Genomic DNA, 18,610 nt, shown 5'->3' with positions numbered 1-18,610 from the left:
CTTAATTTAGTTTAAAAACCCTTGGGGAGCACTCTGTTATAATTTCTAGTATAATCCCCATTCACAAAAATTTCCCATTCGTCATATCTACGCATATATAATCCTGGCAGCTTCTTTCCACTGCCCTTCACCCATAAAAGCATTTCATTTTTAAATTCATTTTGAAATTCAGAAGATGAAAAATTCCCTTCTTTCAGCATTTTTCCTGGATCACGATTTAAAAAATCACCTCCGTTAAATTTCCAACTAACAAGAGCATCAAACTGTTGCTGTGTAAAAACTATACCATTACGGTCTGCCCAGTCATTTATATAATTCTCAGCTTTGTTCTGAATATCCGACTTCAATAAGGATAGTGCTTGCTCTTCTTTAATTCCTTTAAGTAATTTTTCCTCTCCAGGTTGAATTACATGCCCATAACCTATCGTCTTTATATTTCTCTCTTTTTCTTCCTTGGTTGCGTAATACCATTGCCCAGAAAATGTTTCATATGTTTTCAGAAACTCAACTAGTTTGTCACTTGCATGCATGTCTGTGCTAACTACGTAACCCTGAACTACTACTGGCTGGCTTGGGTCATCTTTAAACGTATAATGTCCAGTGGGATCTGTATAAATCAACGGATTATTATGAACATAAGTATAAATATTCTGGCTCAGCGGATTATCAATCTGCCCCTCATACGTATCCTCATTTAAAAAACGCCCCATACTCGGATCGTAATACCGTGCCCGAAGATAGTATAATCCCGTTTCAGCATCATACACTTCACCTGCGTATTTAAAGGAGTTAGAGATTCCTTCTGTCTGACTAGTGATGTTGCCCCATTCATCATAGCTATACTCATTTACTGTTTTTCCGCTAGTATCCACAATCTGTACCACATCACCATGACCATTGTATAGGTAATAGTAATCTTTACTTGCCGTTTTGTCCTTTTTCACCAGTACCCGGTCCCCGCGTACAAACGTGGATTGTTGGACTATGCTGTTGCCACTCAGTTTTTCTTCAGTCAAAACCTGAGCGTTATTATCATAGTTTACTTGGGTGTGGCTGCTGCCGGTACTCTTTAGATAGCGCAGGCCGTCGGCATAATACTGGAAGCTCGTCGTGCTTCCATTCTTGGTTACAGAGGTCAGCGTGTTCCACAAATCGTAGCTATAACTTGTATCCTGAAACTCTGCTGGGCTACTCACACTTTGTTCCATGGTCAAGCGATTGCCACGTACATCATAGGTATATGCGTCTCTGCTTCCTCCCGGACGCACCGTTGAAATTAAGCGATTCAAAGCATCGTACTCATAGGTTGTCGTTTGTGTATCTTGTGTCACATTGTTGTTTTTCGTTTCCGTAACCGAGGTAATATTTCCGTTGTTGTCATACCCATACACATATTTGGAGAGCACACGGCCTCCCTTTTGGTTCGTTACGCTCTCCACCCAGTTTAGGGCTTTGTTATAGGTGTATACAGTCATAAGTGTGCTTCCGTCTGTCAGCGTCGGATAACTAATCGACTTCACCAGGTTAACCCCAGTGTAGTTATATTGTACATTGGCCGTGGCTGCACTACTCACCGTAGCGCTGCCATTCGTCTGTACTTTGTCCAGTCTCAACTTATTGAATTGATAATTCACGTAAAAGTTTAAATAATAATCATTCAATTGCGTAATTCGGCCTAGTGCATCCCGCTGATTAAAGATGTACGCGGAATGTGCAACCGCTCCAGCGGAATACGCAACCGTGTTCGTGCTTCGCACTTGATTCAAACTGTTTACAGTATTTCGCTGCATCGCCTGAATCGTTCCGTTCAGAAAGTTTTTAGTGGTCTGATTAGAGGGCGAACCGTCGTTATAGATCACTTCGGTTTTCTGTGTCTGCGATACGTTATTGATCATCCCGCTGACTGTGCTTGACTTGAGCGCGCCAATTTCGTCATAGCTGTATCCAAACAGACTGCCATTACGATCGGTTTTGCTAGTTAATTGCCCTAATGCATTATAGGATAAGCTTTCACTTTGAGAAGCCCCGTCTAGCTTGCTCGTCAATAACCCAACTTCGTTATAGTACTTGGTATTCAGTATTTGCTCTGTTCCACCTTTAGCTTGCACCGTAACTTTCGCAAGCTGACCAATTCCATCGTACGTATAGCGTGTGCGCTGGTTTAACGCATCGTAGACGGAGGTTAGACGATTTAGAGCATCATAGCTATACGATGTTGTGATCCCAGCATCGTTCAGATGATTCGCAGGGTCCGTATAACCGATCACGTTACCACTGATGTCGTACCGATAACTTTCTGTGAGGGGCTGCGATTGACTCGGCCAGTCTTTATAGGTTTTCATGGTAACTGGCTGGCCCCATGGATCATAGATAGTTTCCAGATAATTCAATCGTTCTTGAGTGTCAGCAGCAATCATGTAACTTTCTGTCTTGCGCTGCTTAAGGTTATGATCCGTTACATATATATTGTTATTGGCATCTGTGGCACGATTCTGCCTTCCCCATGCATCGTAACTAGCCGTAATCTCATTGCCTAACGCATCCTTTTGATAGATCGCTTGTCCTTGATCATCGTAGTGGTACTGGGTGAAGACCCATTGACTCACGTTATCGTCATAATGTTCTTCTAACAACGCTAGGCCCATTCCATTATATAACGTATTCGCATACGTTCTCATACTACTGTTAGTGGATAATTGAGTGACGGTTTTAATCGTATCGACCTTCAGAACATAGGTCCCTGCATTCACCGAATCAAAGTTACTGGAGGTTTGATGATAATAATTGTAATCGATAACCTCTCTGAAGGTTTCTCCATTGCTATTGGTTCGAATCGGATGTGTTTCTTTTTTTAGACGACCTGCTGCATCATATTCATAGACCGTAGTCTGATCGTTGCCGTCACTTTGACTTTTCAGCAAACCCGTTCCCATCTCGTAACTCATCTTCGTCTTCACGATTTTCTGGTCAGACTTCCCGATGTTGAACCACTGTTGTTGTTCTGTCGGGTAGGCGTAACGGCTCTCAGGTCCGTATATGGTTACACTTTTAGCTACCAATTGACCCTTGGCTGTCTTTTCAGCCGTCATTTGAGAGATTCCACCCAAGGTATCTCGGTTACCATAACTATATGTGGTTTGTTCCCCCGACGCATTCGTTACTGTCGATAGCCTTCCCTTGTCAGTGTAGGTGTATCGTTCAATTAATGGGGCCGGATCAGATTCATTCTGGTACCAAGATTTAGACTCCACTAAATGATATTTCGGTTCATAGCTTATCGTTGTCGTATAGTGTTGTTTTAGATTTGAATTGTTATGTTGCTCCGCCGTTAATGGTTGGGTTTGGGTACTGACCAGTCCCCAATCTGAATATGTTGTTTCTGTATACAAATGATTAGCACTTGCCTCGCTGTCCCCGACACCATATTCTGAAATTGTAGTTCTCGTCGGGAATAGCTCGAAGAGTCCATCAAATGCTGTATTCGTAACGATCTTGCGCTCCCCATTAGCTGCTTGAGTGTCCGTAGATAGCAACTTTCCTTTACCATCATAATTTCGGGTGATTATGGAGTTGTTGGCTGCCGTATCGCTTTTTACGGTAAACGTGCTGCTATAGCGATTATTTTGCTGTAGATATGGCGGATAATAGGTCGGATATCCCGTATAGTCACCTGTATACGTATACTGAAGCCAATTATAATTTTTCGGACCTGTTTTATCTACCCTTGATAAGAGTCGAAATTGATGAAGGGTTTGATCTTCACCTATATTTCTGGAAACCCGTTCATACGTATACTCTGTGTTTGAATTAGGATATATGACTTCTTTTAGCAAGGTATGATAGTTTTGATTTCTTGCACCCGAATAATCACTCCCTGTTTGATAATATGCAATTCCTTCCTCATAGTCGAAGTAGGTCTTGTCCCCATTCTGATCTGTAACCGACCATAGTACAGGCAAATAGACTTCAATTTCATTCACTGGCACAAGTTTTCTGCCTTTAGTCAAGATGACCTTTTGGACCTCGGTTCCATTTTGCTTAACTCGAATCGTCACATTTTCACCGTTAAATATCTCTTGAGTATTAAGGTTATCCTCATATTCAAAAGTAACCTCACGACCCACTGTATCTGTAATTGAACTGATAAGAACAGATCGTATACCATCAATATCTATAGAGCGATGCTTAAAGTTAATTGTATTTCCAAAACGGTCTACAATCCCGATAAGTGCTCCATTGGCAGAAAAGTACTCTTTTCTCTTATCCTCGAATTCAACGTAGTACCAGGAATTTTCCTCTCCGTTATTAAATTCATGGTTCTCATTGTTATAAACAAATCGCATGTTTTTTTGCTTGTAATTTAGGAACTTTGTGTATTTTGTAAATTCATCACCATTTTCTGGATAACGGGCTACGGTATACACCCCACCTTTTCCGTCATGATAATAACGATAGTCGCCATTTTTTTCGATTGAAGGAAATTGAAACGACCAACCTACCCCTAAACTATTCATCTCCAAAAAATGATCATATCTTTCTGTGTACGTATAATTACCTGAAGAACTATATGCTCTTTCAAAAGAATGTCCTTGATTGGAACTGTACATAATCCCAATATCCAAATCCAGACCATCTCGACCGGGTAAATGGATTTGATTCTCTTTCCATGTCAATGAACCGGAAACAGGATCGATCACTTCATCAGTAGTATTACGATCTCCAAATTGGGGTTTGTTGGTTTGATTAAGCTGAGCTCGAACAACTAGTCCGTCAAATATGCCAGCGACCCTCATATCAAAAGCAGTCACCGTTAAAGCCGCGATTTTCAATTTATCTGGAGAAAAAAGGTCCTCTCCATACACTAGCGAGGTTAAGCTCGGAAATTGTTGAAAGATCGGATCATCCTGGTAGGTAGAATTTTGAACCGAAGATGGGTTCTTCTTCTGGATAGCTTGATTTTCTAATTCCCCTTGTATGTCTTCCCAGCTTAGCTTTCCTTCTTGCTTCCACTTTAATAGCTCAAGTAAGGTTTGATTCGGTGAATCCTGCATCAGATAATTAATCCAATAGACATCTTCAATGGAAGCTCCGGCCAAAAACAGCTTTTCGATTTCAGATTCGATTAAATCTTGTGATGCTACTCTTTGATTTGTAGCCGTTCCACCTGAAGAGACCGAATGATTGAGTAATCCTTGCTTCTCAAGCGTTTTAACTTTAATTGATACAATAGCCTCAGACAATTTCGGATCATAGGTGGCTACCTCCACAGTAGCCTTCTCATCCGGCAATGGAGGAATGGAGTCCTGCCAACCTTCTTCTTTGAATAATTCACTCGCAGAATTCTCTGGACGAGTCGTAGGTGTAGGCTGTGGTCCCGAATCCGTTGAAAAATCCAAAAAATCTGACGGTGCAGGTGATGGAGCAGGTAAATCTTGTGCTTTGTTTATGTAAGTTTGATCAGAAGTACTTTTAACGGTTGTACTCGCTTTCGCAGTTCCTTCCAAAATATTTGGAATGATCAAAGATAAACACATGATGACCATTAATATTTTTCTCACTAGCTTTATTTTTCTCAACTTAGTTTCCCCCAGGAATTTATTTGGTTACCTCACAATTGAGCTATATTCTATATCATCCTATGAAAAAATCCCCCACTATTTATCTGTAAAAATAATAGTTCATTCCCTATTTGATTCATTTGTTCTTCAATGTACCTTCCTATCTCTGAGGTGCATTAATATGAATTTTGCATCTCCTCTTTTAATTTCACTCACTTCTTTACTTCTACTAAAATTTCACCAATCATCATTTTGTTCATAGAAGCATCAAAGGAATAAATATGGGTAATATACATTCCTGTTTCGTTGTTATGTTTAAAGAAAGGAATTCGAATTCGCCAACTTGTAGGACTTAAACGTTCCCCCATAATCCATGAATCCTCTAAATCGTCTTGACCATTACTATCGTCCATGTTGGAAAGGTCCCCTGTTGGGTGCTATCAAAACCGCCCTTTAGATAGACGTCTTACGAAAAGCACCAAGATACTAAACATATACGATTTTGACGAATAATCTTTACTCCTCTTTATCAGACTCCTTTTCCATCTTATGTATATTGAATGTCAAGTTTTAGACATATAGGGTTTGTGGTTATGATTTGCTACTTATATCCACCATAATATAGTTGGCATAAGGTTATTCTGGAGAGGTAGTCGGAATAAAATTTACATATCCTAAAAAAACACTACGCTCCAAAAACAGTGTTATTATTATAAATTGAGAGGACCATCGATTGAGTAACAAAGAATATTTAGTTCCCCACAAATCATTTTGATTACTCATCACGAAAAACATTCTATTTTTTCTTTTCAAACTAATTATTTTGAAACGCTATTATACAGCTACTTTATTTCCTTTGTAATTGCAGATAGTAAATTACCATTACTATCGTATACAAAGTCACGGCGGTAGCTGATATTCCCTTTATGAATGATAATAGCTGTTAACCTATTAGCGGAATCATAAATATATTCGTAATCCTGCCTAATAGAAGGTTGTAGAACTGTTACTGGAATATTTGAATAAGAAATTAATGAGTCATTCCCTAATTGACCCTCTGTATTATTCCCCCACGTAATAAATGAAGAGCTAGTAAGTGCTATACTATGCGAATTTCCAGCATCTATTTTTATTACATCATTCAGAAAACTCTTACCGCCTATCGCTTTTACTTGAGTAGGAGTAAGTTTTCCTAAAGTTGTGCCATCTCCAAGTTGGCCCATGCTATTCTCTCCCCAACTCCATACTGTTCCATCTGACTTTAGTGCTAATGAATAATTACTTCCACCGCTAATAGCAATTACATTATTTAATAAACCAACTCCGTTTGGGCCCTTGACTTGGACTGGATAGCGCCGTTCTACTGTAGTACCGTCTCCAAGCTGCCCTTTATCATTTTGCCCCCAGCCCCATACTGTTCCATCTTCTTTTAAAACCAAATTGAAATTGTCCCCAGCACTAATAGCTTTAACTCCTGTTAACAAAGAAGCATTACTGGAGCCCATTTGCACTTTACTAGGGAAACTCTCATCATTAAGAGATCCATTTGCTAACTGACCATGATTATTGCCTCCCCAAACATAAACAGTTCCAGTTGACGAAAGTGCTATAGAATGTATTTCACCAACATCAACAGCAATAATATCCATAAGATTCCCAACCCCGTTAACACCTTTAATTTGTTCCGGAGTTGTAATAAGTTCTAATCTATCGACTCCCACTTGCCCTCGTTGATTATCTCCCCATCCCCACACTGTTCTGTTAGATTTAACAGCGAGGGTATGGTAAAATCTACTACTGATATTATTTACATTTGATAATCCAGAAATTGGAGTTGGAGAGACAACAAAATCAGTCTGATCTCCAGCAGGTCCCAAACCCAAAAAACCATAATAATTGAATCCGAAAGCCGTCACTGTACCGTCAGTTTTCAAAGCATATGAACTAAAAGTTCCACCAGTAAATCCTTTATTCATCGACACCACATCGGTTCCAGCCAACTGAACTGGTTTATTGCTATATGGAGTAATAAAGTCCCCCAACTGTCCCATTTCATTACTTCCCCATAACCATAGATTCCCATTTTTTTCTATAAAACCACTTTTATCTATACCAGCATATATTTCCCCATGTTCTAAAACACCCCGAGTTAAAGTAGAGGGTAAACTCTTTGCGCTTTCATTTAAAGACATGATTTTGGAGTTATTATTTTGAGATATAGATTCTATTAATAATTTTTTTTTAGCGCTCTCATTGCTAACAATTTGAAACTTCAGGAAGTAGCTATCATTTAATTTTTCTCCATTTATATCCTCAAGTGAGTAAGGAGGAATATGTAATGTATAATCATGACCATCTTTCAATTCAATTTGTGGACTAATTATCAGTTGATCCCTCTCAATTGATTTCTTTATATTTATCACCTTATTACTATCAAAATCTACTAATCTAATTAAATGAAAAAAATTCCCTTCTCTAATAATGTTTTTTAAATTCACCTTTAACGAGGAATCCTCCAATATGCTTATTATTTGTGTCTCAGGTGCAATTAACTCCTTTTGTTGATTTACACCATCCGCACTCACTAAAGATAACTGACTAATCGATATAACTAAAAGAAATAAGATAATTAATAACGAATAATATTTCTTCATATTTATTTTTCTCTCCCATTTAATAAATAGTTCCAGTTAATTAGTTGTTATCTACGATACTAGATAGGATGACTGGGATAATAAACTTCGGATCCAGCAAAATAACTAAACAGACAATACAAATGATCGTGTAAAACCAAACAGCTCATAAAAAAATCAACAAATTCTTAGATATTGAAAGATACTTTCATTTAATCAAACCGTAACTTTTTTTTGTTTTTGTCCGAAATCTATACATCGACAACATGAAACTAACTAATAATTACTTCATTCCAAATGAACCTTTACCATTAATAATTTATTAACAACATTATTTCCAATGTAACAAGTACTTTATTAAAGTAATTCTATAAAAGAGTTTCACTATTGAATATAGACATAAAAAAACCTCCTTCCCATCCTCGTGGGATTCGTTGGGTATATTTATGGCAGGCATTCTGGCTTCGCAGTTCATTAAAAAACCCACCATTAACATTAAGCAGTTAATGATGGAATTTTAATGTGCGTTCACAGTGGCGGGACCGCGTGGGAATTTCACCAACATTCCCCTTTTAAGCTAGATAGGATATTCCTATGCAATCACCATAAATATTAACAGGAATAATATACCATGAATTATTATGAAGTGCGACAGACAAAAACACCTAGGGAAGATTCGTATAATGGAGTTACCACCACATCCATTGCGTGGGAGAATGAAACCATGAGTTACACACACCTTAACAAAACCGAACGCAGTCATTCACTTCGCTTGGGATGGACCAATCACAGATTGGCAAGTAACTAGACAAAAATCACTCCACCATTGATAGAGAGTGGAATAGGGGGAGTAGCAGTATGATGACACAGTAGAGATTGCGCAGACTACCTACACAACATCAAACCTCTCCTAATCAATGGGATGATCCATAGTGCAAAGGGAAAAATTCCCTATCATGTTAACGATAAAAAAACAACTTCTCCGTAGAAAAGTCGCTTTTCAAATCTCTACTGTCTATCGAATTCTATTTTTTCATAACTTAGAAGACCCTACCGCTTCGCCTTATAAAACTCATGATAAAGCTTCATGAGCGCCCTCTTCTCTATCCTCGAAACATAACTCCGCGAGATCCCCAACTCCTTAGCAATCTCCCTCTGTGTCCTCTCTTCTCCACCTGTATCCAGCCCAAACCTACCCACCACAACTTCTTTCTCCCGGTCATCCAGAATATCTAGGTTGCGATATATCTTACTCTTCTCGATCTTCAAATCCACTTCTTTAATGACATCATCAGCTTCGGAGCCAAGGATATCGATAAGTGTAATTTCATTACCTTCTTTGTCCGTCCCAATTGGATCATGCAGGGATACGTCTTTACGTGTTTTCTTGAGCGAACGCAGGTGCATCAGGATTTCATTTTCAATACAACGAGCAGCAAATGTGGCTGGCTTTGTTCCTTTGTTTGGACGATAGCTCTCAATAGCTTTTATCAGGCCGATGGTGCCGATGGAGATCAGATCCTCCATATCTTCTCCGGTGTTATCGAATTTTTTGAGGTTATGGACACGAAGCGATGTAATTTTGAAATAAAAATAAACCGATTTCCATCACGAGGCGAAAATCGGTTACTTAATATTAGTTTTCTATTGTTGAAGCAAAGCCAAAATAATGAGTTTCAATGTATTCTATATCCTTCTGATATTCTTTTCTTCCAATAATTTGATTTATGTAATCATTTTTGATTTTCGAACCATCAACTGCACGCCTAAAATTTCTATTATCTATTACAGCCTCACTAAAATGTTTTAGAATACAATTCTTAATATCAGCATTAGTTATTGAACGAACTTGAGCTATTCCATTAAGTTCAGACATGGCTCCTTTTCTTATTTCTGCTCGGAAATCTTGTAATACTGCAGTCATATATTTTTCATATCTTTCTTCAATTTTGAACAGTTTTAAAAAGTTCATAACTTTTTGGCTTGTAAGTCTAGAGTTCGTTTGATTCATATCAAACTCTATCTCAAATTTATTAATATCATTTTCCTCAATTCTGAATGTAAAGAGGTTAGATATTTCTTCGTAATAAGGATGGGCTATTGGAAGATGAATTTTCTCCCCCTTAATAACTTCATTACACGCTTTACATGCTACGATTAAGTTATCAGGAAAAATTGACAATATGGGGTAAGTGGCTTTTGGTAAGAAGTGGTCTACCGATACAATATCTTTATTAACTTTAGTCATGTCACAATAAGGACATACCTGGTTAAGTGACATCGTGGCTCTAAAATCATCTAGTGAACTAGATGTTTGAAATAATGCCATATTAAATGTCTTGTACCCCAACAATTTTTCATACAAAAAAATAAATATAGCTTTGAATTCCTTACTTGTTTCATCAGTTAATTTAGATTTCCCCCTCCATTTACCATTCAGAACGGACTTATATCTACTTACAAATTTCCCGTATTCTTTACATAAGTCTATTGGGCAACGCTTTAACTTATAAATATTATCTATGAAATCTCCCCTATTTAAAAATCCACATACATCAGGATTAATAGTAAGAATGCTCGCTTTTAAGTCAATAATCGTGTAATTGGGATTAGCCTTTAATGACGTTCTCATTGCTTTTAAAATTTGGCACATAAAATTGTGATACGGGCTAAGAAAATTAATATTTTCTGTGACTTTATACATGATTATTAATTACTCATCCTTGTCTATTAAAGTCTTTTTTATTTTTAAAAACAAATTAAATTTAGTAGGACTATCGCCTAGCTGATCATATAATTCAATAGCTGAATTAATATTCTCATCTTCAATGTATTTTAGAATTTCCTGTTCATAGCTTTCCAAAGTAGTATCTTCCTTTTCGTTAACGTCAAATATTTTTTTCAAAATTTCTTCATAATCGAGACCTATAGTCTTCTCTTCTATTTGGGCCTGTTTGACAGACGAACCTTCTTTTTTTAGTAAAATGATACTTTCTTTTGGTATATCTGAAATGATTAATGGAGCATGTGTAGCAATTATTATGTGACAATTAACATCGATTATTGATTTTAAAATGTTAATATAACTATTTATCCATTTTGGATGTAAATTTGTTTCTGGTTCGTCGATTAATAATAGTGAGTTTTCTGAAATCGAGTACGCGATTTCAATAAGTCTTAAGAACAAACTTAATTCACCGGAACTCCAGTAAGATAAAGGTACAGTATCAGGAGTATCATTCACCGAATTAAACCACAAGTCAGAAATAGGATACTTATTGAACAGCTCTAAGAACTCTAGGTCTTTATAAAATTCGTTTTGCCCATTTAAATAATTCACTAATTTTGATGAGTGTACAAGTTTTTGGGTCTCACCTTTATAGTATGTATTTATAACCTCAGAGTAGATGTTTGTAAATTCTTTCATTTTAATTAATATGTATACATATTCTAAAAATACACGCTCTTGTTGATTCTTTGAAAGTCTAGATCTGTCATTAAAAGCTCTATTAAGATTTTGAAATTTCATTATGTGCCGTGATAGTGTGTTATTCAATTTTTTTGATCTGCCATAAACTTCGAGATTGTGCTCATATTTTTGAAGTAGACTTTCTATCTCTATATTTTGATCTAAATGTTCTAATAACTTCTCAGAGACATCATCATATCGCCCCTTCAATAAACCATTCTCCATAGTAGATGTGGAAGTTATGGACTTGCTAAATTCGATTAAGTATTGGTGAGGATAGTACCCAATATAGTCTACAATATCATTCATCTTCGGGGTTTTCACAGAATTTTCAGTGACGAATTTATTAATAATATATTTCAATTTGCTAAATCCCATTTCTGAATAAATAATTGGGCACCTTGGTATTTCCGAATTCTTGGCGAGCATATAGATTTTCTCAATTGGGGTATAGGATGAGATGATAAGATTACTTGGCAACTGCTCACCTATATCAAAAGTTGTTATCATATGTTCTGTTATTTGATTATCCTTGATAAATTCATATTCTATATAGGATTCAATCATTTTATTTTTTTCTTTGGTGTCAGATAATAGATTCGTAATTGCCTGCAAGATTGTCGTTTTTGCAGTTCCATTCTCACCTATTAGAACAGACAAATTAAACTTTACATTTTTCACTTTTTTAAATTCCACCTCAAAACCATTTAGTTTTTTGTATTTCCCAATATGTAATTTCTTAATAAACATTCAATTACCTCTCTTTTTTTTCAAATTCGACTTACTAAAATGAAGTAACGTAGAATAATACATCTAATAGAACAGGCAACTGTTTCCTAGGTCATTTATCAAAAGTTCAAAATAAGCTCCGCTTCCCCAAGGTGGACCTATATATCACTCTATCACTTAAGTTCTTCAATTCTAAAACCAAATCAAATTGACTAGAGCTCCCGGAGCGCTCATCTTTTAGGAGAGACACTCGCTGCCCTCTCAGATTTCTTGTACAAACCCTCGGATATAGGTGTTAACACTCGTTAAGAAATATACTTAGCGACATATCTATTATTGCTGCCTCTTCTCACCAATAGCAAAGGCAAATCTCTGGTTTATTGAGCTGTTTCGTAATTTCTAACTCCGAAGGCAAGATTAAGTGCGGCAGTGCTCCAAAAAAAACTAGCTATATAGACCGCCGCAATTAAGTTTATAATCCTGACCAGGAAACGATCTATCGTTCCTAACGATTACTTATTGAACCTCTTCATAAATTGACCTATATGAAACCTAATAATAGGAAATCCTCAAAAAGATATAAACTCACACCATGTTTATTATTGATTGAACAAGCCTCAATGAAGTTAAGAGAATACATCAGAGAAATCCAGAAGTATTTTCTTAACTTTTACTAATTGATCAACAGCAACATTCAACATTTAACTATTGATTTATTTATCAAACTGATTCACAGAAAACACAGCAGATACTTCTTTAATCCAATCACCTCTCAATTCTTTACCAAACAATTCCTGATAAACTTTTGCCTTAATCTGCACCATCTCTTTCTCTAAACCACTATCTTTTTCTTGGAGGATTTTCAAGTCTGCATCTGATAAAGCTTTACTTTTAGATGCAACATATTTTCGATATATAGAAGCATCCATGCGCCAAGCGTAAAACTCTGCTGAAAATTGTTCTTTCATATTATTCATCATCTGAATGCCTGGGACATCAAGATCCCCGGAATAATAAATAACACAGTTTGGGTTTGCTGTAAGACACTTTTCTATAAATACTTTAGAAGCGGTTCTAGCCTGACCTATAGTGCAAAGTAAAGCTGGAAAATTCGATGGTAATTGCTCCAAAGTAAATTTGTTTAAATTAAGAAAATGGATTGTTTCATCTACCAGATAAGAAATGACAGACGGATTTTCAATAATATACATTGACGAGTATTGTGGTAGTTGTTTCATCTCTTCAATTTCACGTAAATTTAATGTTCGAGGAGAAATTCCATTAACCAAATGTGGTACAAAAACATGTGAAATTGAACTAAGATCGTCATCTAAAATGTCAAAATGCCTATAAATTTGCCTCTCTAACAAATACTCTGGAATGACTGTCAAATGACTATTAACATTCTCGCTTAGCATTAGACTTTGGCTACTTATATCATCCAGGGCACTCCATAATAATCTTCCTATTACATTTGTTTTATCAAAAGCATGTGAATCTTCAGTAACATAAGCAGCAAACATTGGTAATCTAATTTTCCCAGTAGATATTCCACAAGCTTTAAACATCTCATCCTTTCTCATGAGCAAATGCCATAGAGCGCTTATACAGGTGAATAATTCTGAATCAACATTTGCGCCTTTGTCAAAAGCAATACTCAAAATCCTATGACCTTTGACGTCCCCCGCTTTTAATCTTTCACACCATCTAAATGTCTTCTGGAAAAAATATTCTTTATCAGAATCAGAAACATTGAATCGCATAATAAAGTCTTGTTCTACGCGTACAAAAAGGTTCTCCCATGCTGAAACCTTTAGTTCCTTTTGTTCACGCTTAGTAAGTAATCGACAGCCATAATAGAGCTCTAACAACTCAATTAGAGAAATAGAGTAACCTGCTTCTATGACCGCTTTTTCAAAATCTATTGCAGGAAAACGAGGTCCCTTGTATCTAACGCCAAGAAATCCCCTTAGTGCTTTGTCCTCTTCTCTAGTGGGCAGCATTTTAACAGTTCCGAATGCTCCATAGCTTTCAAACTTCTTACGATACAAATCGAAGAGGCGGCCGAAACCGATGCTACGCCGAAAAATCTCGATTAGTTGCCACTTATCCTGCATTGCTAGAATACTCCTCAATACTATTCTCTACCGATAAAAGATATTTTTCTTTTCCGTCCCAGTAGTAACGCGCAACAGCGAGCACAGGAGAATCTACAGAGCGTAGAATTTGAGCAATAGATAGTTCATCTACCGTATCGTAACACCCCCATAACACCTGGGAATTCATAATATAGTCGAATTCAAAGTCGTGTACAAGTTGGAACATTTGTGCAATATTTTCGCTATCAATTCCTGCAAAAGCCTCATCTAGTGAAATGACACGAGGGGCATCTGGTGCAGCATAAGAGTATTTAGCGGCTATCGCTGCAAACAATGGTGAATAAATACTCATCGCCTTTTCCCCTCCGCTAAGTTCCCCAAACACTTTATTTGTAAAACGTTCCTCTGGAATTCCCTTGCGTGTGATGAACATATCAAATCGGTACCACTTGCGGTAGTCTAACGCCTTTTTCATCTCTTCAAACATAGAAAAACTGGTGTCATCTTTGCATTTTTTGCGAGCCTCATTAATCTTGGATGTAAAATGCAAGCGTACTTTTTCCTTTTGTAATGGTGTCAAAAAGATGGATTCCTTGGACAAGTATGATAATAACTCAGTCGTAGAAATTTGATCCTCTTCCTTGCTAGTGAGAGGAACCCACTCAAGTCGCATCTGGATCGTGCCGGTTACACGCTGCAACATTGCGTTAGCATCTTGCTCCCATTTCTTCGCAGACCTCACTTTCTCATGAATTGCAGTACCGATGACATCAATAAGCACTTTTTCAAACAACTTTTGTTCCTCATTCTGTATATGTCCCGAAATAAGTTTTAGTTGATCAGCAACTTCGCTATGCACTTCACGCGGTGTATTTTCCACATACTGAGGTGCAAAAACCAAAAACTGTCGTGAACAGTGCTGTTCAAAGATCTGCCAGCGTGCGTCTTCCATCTCTTTAGCCGAAATCTCAAATGGGAACGTAACATGTGATTGCTTAAGAAAATAGTCCACAAGCTCACGTTGGGCATGGGCTTCCGCATCTTTCATTGCTGAAAGTATTGTATTTAATGAAAAGGCTCTACAAGTTTCCTCTAATGCTCCTATAACCTGATAAGGACTAGATGAATGAGGAACTAAACCGAAGGAAATCTCTTTTTCATATAATTTTGTCCATGCATTGAATAATCGTAGCCATTCTTCCATAAGAGGTTGTTCTTTCTCTAGTTTTTCTTTCAAGATACGAATACTATTTTCTGCTTCATTTATTAGTTTATGATTTGTTTCCAAAAGTCTATCTGTTTCCTGCAAATTTTTTCTTGCCACCTCAATTTCTTTCTTTACGTCTGTATCGCCAAGATCATGAATTTTCTTGACACACATCGCTTCGTAAGACTTGTTACGTTTAATATCTTGCTCTATTTCTGTTCTAGCATCTGTAAGATAATCATAAAAATTCAACAAATTTTCTTTCTCCGATAAACAGTTAGATATAGACTGATATGCATCAAGCCATGCGTTGTGTACCATACGAAGCTCATTTAGCATATCTTTATACTGTTCAATATCATTAAGCGCTCTTTGATAACCGGTGTATGTAAGTGGAAGTTCCATATTTTGTGCGGCATAGTAAATCGCATTTCGCGCAACTTGAGTTTCATTTTGGTAAATTCGCAGAGCCACATGTAGTCTTTCCATCATAGAAAGCTGTGCTACACGCTCCTGAGACTTGTTTTCATAGCGGACAAGTGAACCTATCAACAGTTCCATTGATGGAAATATCTCTTTCTCCATCTGAAGTAAACGTTTCTGATCTTCGATAGAACAACATTCAGAATCCAAATCATATTTTCTATGCTCGAGTTCATCAATTAGCTTTCGTAATTCATTTAGCCTGCGAGCACGAATTTGTTCACGCGCTGATTTTCCAATATATAAATCCTCATATTGTGGTGCCAGTCCCCCAATCATGCCACTCCGAAACTCCCCCGTTTCAAGTATATATCCTTCTTCATGGGGAACAATTGATATAGTTTGTAGCACAGCATCAATGTCATTCTCAGAGAGCCCATTAATTGGTACGGAACGTAAATAAGTTAGCATATTTTCTTTTTTGTAAGAGCCTTTTTGTACCACAGTCGTAGAATCAGCAACCATCGAAAGATCACTTTCATGCACGATAAGTGCTGTTAGAAGTCCTGCTCGAGTGATTGCACCTTCAATAGCTTCTTTTACTGACGCATCTATGTGATCTAAAAACTCAACGCTCTCGTAAAAATACGCAGTACGGATATTCTGAGTACGCAAGTGCTCCATTTTTATTAGCTCGGAAGCAGTAAGCACAGGCATTATCTCTTTATGTGCTGATAGCTCATAAATCTGTGTCTCTGTGTCCTCGATTTTCTTTTGGAGAATACCTATGGCGGCTGTGATGTGTGCTCGCTCTTCTTGTAGTCCGGTAAGACATTTGTGGAACAAATTATTTAACCAATCTATAACGGCTGCAGTAGAAAAGTCATCCAATAGTTCTCCAATCCCCTGTAGAATTCCCCGTGCTTCCAGCAGCTCATTTGGCTTGACTTGAAATTGTCGTGCTCCCTCAGCCCATTCCATAACATCATGTTCAACAATATCTGCATTTTTAATATGTTCTTTCTCTAAGGCACTGATCTCTACCTCTAATTCCTTCACATGATCTTCTTCAATTGCTAAATTTCGCTTCAATTGCCCCTCGTGTTCGAGCCGTGCTTGTAAGGAATGTAATTGGCTCGCGATTTCTTGTACCTTGGTATGATACTCCTGAAGAATTTCTTGCCAGTTTTTAAATCCTGCTTCCGAAAAATTCCTAAGATTTTGTTCAAAGTACTGACTTAAAGTAGAATGTGATATGAAAAAAGTTTCATCCGCAAGCGCCTCAAGCTCAGAAAGCACATCTTCGCGGCTTTTTACAGCCTTGTATTCTTTTCCCACGTTTTTCTTGATTCGTTCCTCTACCTCACGTTGCTGTGTTGCATTATTATCCATAGCTTCAGTTGTATTTTGTAGTTTTCGCTCTAAATCATATAAATTTTTTTTGGCTTTTTCTAACTCTTCTTCCGCTGTAAAGAGGGCATGCCCATTCAATAAAGAGATTTTTTTATGGAGTGTTTCTTTAATGTTACTTTGCTCTATCCGTTTATGTTCTAAATCATTTTTATTTTCAATAGCAATAGTTTCAGAAACTTTATATTTCTTTATGAGCTCAATTGATTCATCAAGTCGTTTTTCACTGTATATAAGATGCTTCGCTTTCTCATAAAGAGAAAACTGATTGTAAGTATCATACGCATCCGCCAACATCGTTAGGAACCTCAATTCCTTCTCAAGACGAGCCTTCTTATCTTGCAGGCTATCCATACTCTCCAAAGAAGAAGATAGCGGGGCTAATTCAGTTTGTGACAATTCAGGAAGAGCATCAGAGAGAACATTGGATACTTCGCTCGCTTTCACAGCATTGGAGAGTTTCGGACTTCTTAGCTGAAGCAATACGCCTATCAGTTCTTTAAACTCTTGCGTAGTTTTGAAACGATAGATATTTTGATTCACTAACTCCATGTAACGCTGTTGGCTATCTGTTACTTCTCCGTCTCTGCCAATATGTTCTGCTAAGTCACCCATAGTTAAAGGAAACTTTCGGGATTCTCCGCTTACAATCTTTTCTTCGTGCAACTTAATATCATACCCAATTCTCTTATTGAAAAGAATGAAATACCATGTCTGCATAGTATTGTCGCTCTCCCGCCGTTTACCATTCAATCCAATACCAACAGTTACAAAGGTATCTCCTTTACGATATTCTGTGTATAAATATCCAGTACCTTCCTCGCGCTTAGACACATGTTTGTTGCCCAGCAATAGATCAATCATCCGCCGATCTTGCGAACCAAATGGATCAAGACGTGACGGTCGCTTATCACCATCTAGCAAAAAGGGCACTGCCATGGTAGTAGATACTGACTTGCCAGATCCGTTTGCACCACGAACAAAAAGGCGTCCATTGCTAAACTCAAAAATTGTGTCACTATGGTACCAAAAATTCACAAGACCAAAGCGATTCAAATGAAACGAACTCATCCCCCATTACC

At 37.3% G+C, this 18,610-nt stretch carries 8 protein-coding genes and 1 riboswitch; all 8 genes read right to left on the bottom strand.

The genetic code is table 11. From position 1 onward, the window contains the following. Window positions 1-11 precede the first annotated feature (11 nt). Window positions 12-5,576, bottom strand: coding sequence for an RHS repeat-associated core domain-containing protein (locus tag PODO_RS06755; protein WP_038569320.1), 5,565 nt, complete (start codon window positions 5,574-5,576; stop codon window positions 12-14). Window positions 5,577-5,770: 194 nt separating this feature from the next. After that, window positions 5,771-5,971 (bottom strand): GBS Bsp-like repeat-containing protein, encoded by a 201-nt coding sequence (locus tag PODO_RS06750; protein WP_038569319.1) that lies wholly within the window; start codon window positions 5,969-5,971, stop codon window positions 5,771-5,773. A gap of 429 nt (window positions 5,972-6,400) precedes the next feature. Beyond that, window positions 6,401-8,212, bottom strand: coding sequence for an RCC1 domain-containing protein (locus tag PODO_RS29890; protein WP_052096848.1), 1,812 nt, complete (start codon window positions 8,210-8,212; stop codon window positions 6,401-6,403). Between the two features lie 410 nt (window positions 8,213-8,622). After that, window positions 8,623-8,814, bottom strand: a riboswitch (cobalamin riboswitch). Window positions 8,815-9,241: 427 nt separating this feature from the next. Continuing rightward, a complete protein-coding gene (sigK, locus tag PODO_RS06740; RefSeq protein WP_080742427.1) occupies window positions 9,242-9,772 on the bottom strand; it encodes an RNA polymerase sporulation sigma factor SigK in 531 nt (176 codons plus the stop codon). Window positions 9,773-9,827: 55 nt separating this feature from the next. After that, window positions 9,828-10,895 carry an HNH endonuclease gene (locus PODO_RS06735; RefSeq protein ID WP_038569318.1) on the bottom strand — a complete coding sequence of 356 codons (1,068 nt, stop codon included), beginning with the start codon at window positions 10,893-10,895 and terminating at the stop codon, window positions 9,828-9,830. 9 nt (window positions 10,896-10,904) lie between these two features. Then, entirely contained in the window at window positions 10,905-12,410 is a 1,506-nt protein-coding gene (locus tag PODO_RS06730; RefSeq protein ID WP_038569316.1) for an AAA family ATPase, read from the bottom strand. Window positions 12,411-13,102: 692 nt separating this feature from the next. Further along, the gene (locus PODO_RS06725; RefSeq protein WP_038569314.1) at window positions 13,103-14,506 is read right to left on the bottom strand and encodes a DUF2399 domain-containing protein; all 1,404 of its coding nucleotides are present in this window, start codon (window positions 14,504-14,506) and stop codon (window positions 13,103-13,105) included. Beyond that, entirely contained in the window at window positions 14,496-18,599 is a 4,104-nt protein-coding gene (locus tag PODO_RS06720) for a TIGR02680 family protein (protein WP_038569312.1), read from the bottom strand. Before PODO_RS06720 ends, PODO_RS06725 begins: the two co-directional genes overlap by 11 nt. Window positions 18,600-18,610 lie beyond the last annotated feature (11 nt).

This window comes from Paenibacillus odorifer, assembly GCF_000758725.1.
Taxonomy (GTDB): domain Bacteria; phylum Bacillota; class Bacilli; order Paenibacillales; family Paenibacillaceae; genus Paenibacillus_AQ; species Paenibacillus_AQ odorifer.
This window is presented reverse-complemented; position numbering and strand designations above follow the sequence as displayed.